Genomic DNA, 4,203 nt, shown 5'->3' on the forward strand with positions numbered 1-4,203 from the left:
ACCGGGGCGCCGCTGGCCGGTGCCGACGGCGTGGCCGCGCCGTCACCGGAGGCGTACGCGTAGGCGCCGCCCCCGCCGACGATGACGGCACCGGCGACGCCGGTGAGGACGAGGCGGCGCACGCGGTGCCGGCCGGGCTGGCGCGGCTCGGAGCGGAACACGTCGGGCCGGAGGTCGTCGGGCTGGTTCTCGGACATGGGAGTCGGTCTCCGTTCGGTGGGTGGTCGTGCTGACTCCGATCACGCTGACCGGCGGGTCTGAAGGCGGTCTGAAGCCGAGGGCCCGCACCGCAGCCCTCAGGCAACGGTCAGAGACGTCACCGAGACTGGTGGCATGTCCGCCACCGCTGCCCGGGTGCTCGTCGTCGAGGACGAGCAGGCCCTGCTCGACGCCACCACCGAGGCCCTGGCCGCGGCCGGGTTCCAGGTCTCCGGCCGTCCCGACGGCCGGGGGTTCCTCGAGCACGTCGCCGCGTTCCGCCCGGACGTCGTCGTGCTCGACGTCATGCTCCCCGGCGAGGACGGCATGGGCCTCGCCCGCCGGCTCAAGGCCACGGCGGACGTCCCGGTGCTGTTCGTCACCGCGCGCGACGCCGTGGAGGACCGGCTGACCGGTTTCGAGATCGGCGCCGACGACTACGTCGTGAAGCCGTTCGTGCTCGCCGAACTGGTCGCGCGGGTGACGGCGGTCCTGCGTCGCGCCGGGCGGTTGTCCTCGCCGACGATCCAGGTCGACGACCTCGTGCTCGACGAGGAGGCCGCGACCGTGACCCGTGGCGGCCGTCCGGTCGAGCTCACCGCCACCGAGCGCCGGCTGCTCACCTACCTCGTGCGCAACCGGGGCCGGACGTTGTCGAAGACCCAGATCCTCACGCAGGTGTGGGGCTACGACAGTTACGACCCCAACCTGGTCGAGGCCTTCATCAGCACCCTGCGCCGCAAGCTCGACGCCGGCGGCGGCGGCCGGCTCATCCACACCGTGCGGGGGATCGGCTACCGGTTGCAGGCGAGCGACCGGGTGGCCTCGTGAGGACACGGTCGCTGCGCCTGCGCGTGATCGTCGGGGTGCTGGTCACCCTGGCGGTGGCGCTGCTCGCGGTCGGGTTCGTCGTCGAACGCACGTTGTCCTCGCAGTTGCGTGGCGACCTGCAGCAACGCCTCGTCGACCGGGTCGGGTACGGACAGCTGCTCACGGCCCAGGGCGCCGACATCGACGCCCTGCCGCAGATCCTGGACAGCGACGGCATCTTCGTCACCGTGCGGGGCGGTGACGGCGAGACGAACACTGCCGAACCGCGGCCCGCCCGAGGAGCGCCGGGCCCAGGCGGCGGACCGCCGACGGTGCCCCACGCCCCTCCGTCGGTGGTGAAGGCCGTCGACGTCAGCTCCGACTCCCGCGGGATCGTCGCCACCCTCTCGACGACGGACGGCGGATCGATCACCGCGACCGGCAGCACCTACGAGATCTCGCAGACGCTGGAACGGCTGCGCACGATCGAGTTGGTCGCGGGTGCGGTGATGCTGGCGGTGGTCGCGCTGCTGCTCACCGGTGTGGTGTCGGTGGCGTTGCGCCCGTTGTCGCGGATGACCGAGCTCGCCCGCGGGATCGCCCGCGGTGGTCGCGGCGAACGGCTGCACCCGGACAAGCCGACCACCGAACTCGGTCGTACGGCCGAGGCGTTCGACGAGATGCTCAACTCCCTCGAGGCGGCCGAACATGAGGCCCGGGCGGCCGCCGCGGCGGCGACCGCTGCCGAGGAACGCATGCGGCGGCTGCTCGCCGACGTCTCCCACGAACTGCGCACGCCGATCGCGGCCCTGCAGGCCCGCGCCGAGTCGTTGCTCCGGGAGAACCCGCCGCGGGCGCGGCGTGAGGACCTCGCGCTCGGCATGGTCCGCGACACCCGCCGGGCGGCCCGGCTCGTCGACGACCTGCTGCTCATGAACCGGTTGGAGCACGCCCCCGGCGACCAGCTGCGCCGGCGTCCGGTCGACCTCGCCGCGGTGGTCCGCGGGGTCGTCGACGAACAGCGGGTCCTGGAACCCGGTGTGCGGGTCGAGGCCGACACCGCCGGAACCGTCGAGGTGATCGGCGATCCCGAGCGGCTCGGGCAGGTCGTCGCCAACCTCATCAGCAACGCGCGCCGGGCCGTCGGTGGCCACGGTGACGTCGTCGCCTCGGTCCGGTCGGACGCGACCACCGCGGTGGTCGAAGTCGTCGACACCGGCCCCGGCGTGCCCGAGGCCGACCGCGAACGGGTCTTCGACCGCTTCGTCCGGCTCGACGCCGCACGCACCCGCGCCGACGGCGGGTCGGGCCTCGGCCTCGCGATCTCCCGTGCCCTGGCCCGGGCGCACGGCGGTGACCTCGTGCTCGCACCGTCCGACCACGGGGCCCGCTTCGTGGTGACCGTGCCGCTCGCGGCACCCGTCGTCGAGCCGGCCGGACCGACCCCGCAGTCCGCCCTCGTCTGACACCCGGCACGATGGGCAGGTGCCACGTGCCGGAGAACCGTTGCAGAAGCTGGGCTTCCTCACCATCGGGCTGTTCGACCCCGCCGATCCGGGACCCGGTCACGAGTCGACCCTGCAGGTGATCGAGCTGGGGGAGCAGCTGGGCTTCGACAGTGCCTGGCTGCGTCACCGACACCTGCAGCACGGCATCTCGTCGCCGGTCGCGGTGCTGGCGGCGGCGACCCAGCGCACGTCGCGGATCGAGTTGGGCACGGCCGTCACGCCGCTGGGGTGGGAGAACCCCCTGCGTCTGGCGGAGGACCTGGCCACGGTCGACGTGCTCTCGCGAGGACGGCTGAACCCGGGTGTGAGCGTCGGGCCGCCGATGCACTGGGACGACGTCCGCGGCGCGCTCTACCCGGACACCGCCGACGTCGAGGACTTCAGCTACGAGCGGGTCGAACGCCTGCTGCGCGCGGTGCGGGGTGAGCCCGTGACGTCGTTCGCCGGGGCCGAGGGCATCGTCGAGGTGTGGTCGGACCGGGTCGAGCCACACGCGCCGGGCCTGGCCGAGCGGCTCTGGTACGGCGGCGCGTCCACCCGCTCGGCGGTGTGGGCCGGCGAGCACGGCATGAACTTCCTGTCCAGCAGCGTCATCCGCGCCGAGGACGGCCTCACGGACTTCGCGGCGATCCAGCAGACACAGATCCGCGCGTACCGCGCCGCCAACCCCGGTGGGCGCGTCTCGCAGGGCCTCGTGGTCATCCCGACCGACTCGGCGGCGCCTGCGCAGGTCGAGAAGTACGAGGCGTACGCGGCGGCCCGGCTGCCCCGCACGCGGTCACCGCAGGGCCCCGCCGGCATGTTGTTCGCCGAGGACATCGTGGGGACCTCGGAGCAGGTCGCGGCGCGGCTGCACGCGCACGCGGGCTTCCAGGAGGTCGACGAGGTCGCGTTCGCCCTGCCGTTCAGCTTCGAGCACGGGGACTACGTGCAGATCCTCACCGACATGGCCGGGTCGCTCGGTCCGGCCCTCGGGTGGTCGCCCGGACTCAGCCGGTGACCTCGAGCCGGTCGGTGTAGAACGCCAACCGGTCCTTGATGTCGGCCACGGCGTCGTAGGGCGCCTCGTAGGTCCACACGGCGTTCTCGATCACCCGGTCGCCCGCCACGACGTCGTAGTACGCGGCGTCGCCCTTGTAGGGGCAGTAGGTGGTGTGGTCGCTGCGCCGCAACACGCTCATGTCGACGTCCTCGCGCGGCACGTACCGCACGACCGGGTAGTCGGCCTCGGCCAACGCGAGCGCGTGGGTGGTGTCGGCGATGCGGACGTCGCCCGCGGCGACGGTCACGCGGTCCGGGTGGGCCTCGACGGTGATGGGGTGCTCGGGCGAGGGCAGCAGTACCGGCTTGTCGGTCATGACGGGCCAACCGGCGCACCACCACCCGGATTCCCGCCAGGCTGACCCGCTCCGGGTCCGCCCGCTCCCGGTCCGCCCGCACCGGGTCCGCCGTCCGTCCCCGGTCCGCCGTCCGCGCCCGGTCCGGCCGGCGGCCCGGCGTCGCCACCGGGCGCGCCGGGGTCGGCGGGCTGGTCGGAAGGCTGGTCGGAGGGCTGGTCCGACGGCTGCTCACCGCTCGGGTCGGAGGGCTGGTCGGTGGCGGCGTCGGTCGGCGACGACGTCGGGGCGGGGGCGGTCGACGAGCTCGTGCCGGCGGGCGTGACGGCGGTCGGGGTCGGGTCGGGGCC

Annotated in this window: 4 protein-coding genes and 1 pseudogene; 3 read left to right on the forward strand and 2 right to left on the reverse strand. The window is 73.8% G+C overall.

Annotation, left to right across the window (positions count from 1 at the left end):
- Positions 1-197, reverse strand: a pseudogene (locus ACXR2U_RS23870) (hypothetical protein); the annotation flags it as partial.
- Positions 198-333: 136 nt separating this feature from the next.
- Between ACXR2U_RS23870 and ACXR2U_RS23875 the strand changes: the two are divergent.
- Genes ACXR2U_RS23875 through ACXR2U_RS23885 form a run of 3 tightly spaced genes read left to right on the forward strand, consistent with a single transcriptional unit; the run spans position 334 to position 3,516 of the window.
- Positions 334-1,029, forward strand: coding sequence for a response regulator transcription factor (locus tag ACXR2U_RS23875; RefSeq protein WP_458827591.1), 696 nt, complete (start codon positions 334-336; stop codon positions 1,027-1,029).
- Positions 1,026-2,474 carry a sensor histidine kinase gene (locus ACXR2U_RS23880; protein ID WP_458827592.1) on the forward strand — a complete coding sequence of 483 codons (1,449 nt, stop codon included), beginning with the start codon at positions 1,026-1,028 and terminating at the stop codon, positions 2,472-2,474. The genes ACXR2U_RS23875 and ACXR2U_RS23880 overlap by 4 nt, the downstream gene beginning before the upstream one ends.
- A gap of 19 nt (positions 2,475-2,493) precedes the next feature.
- A complete protein-coding gene (locus ACXR2U_RS23885) occupies positions 2,494-3,516 on the forward strand; it encodes an LLM class flavin-dependent oxidoreductase (protein WP_458827593.1) in 1,023 nt (340 codons plus the stop codon).
- Here ACXR2U_RS23885 and ACXR2U_RS23890 read toward each other — a convergent pair.
- On the reverse strand, positions 3,506-3,874 hold the full coding sequence (locus tag ACXR2U_RS23890; RefSeq protein WP_458827594.1) for a DUF427 domain-containing protein: 369 nt from the start codon (positions 3,872-3,874) through the stop codon (positions 3,506-3,508). The two genes, ACXR2U_RS23885 and ACXR2U_RS23890, sit on opposite strands and share 11 nt — an antisense overlap.
- Between the last annotated feature and the right edge of the window lie 329 nt (positions 3,875-4,203).

Source organism: Jatrophihabitans sp. YIM 134969, from assembly GCF_054456675.1.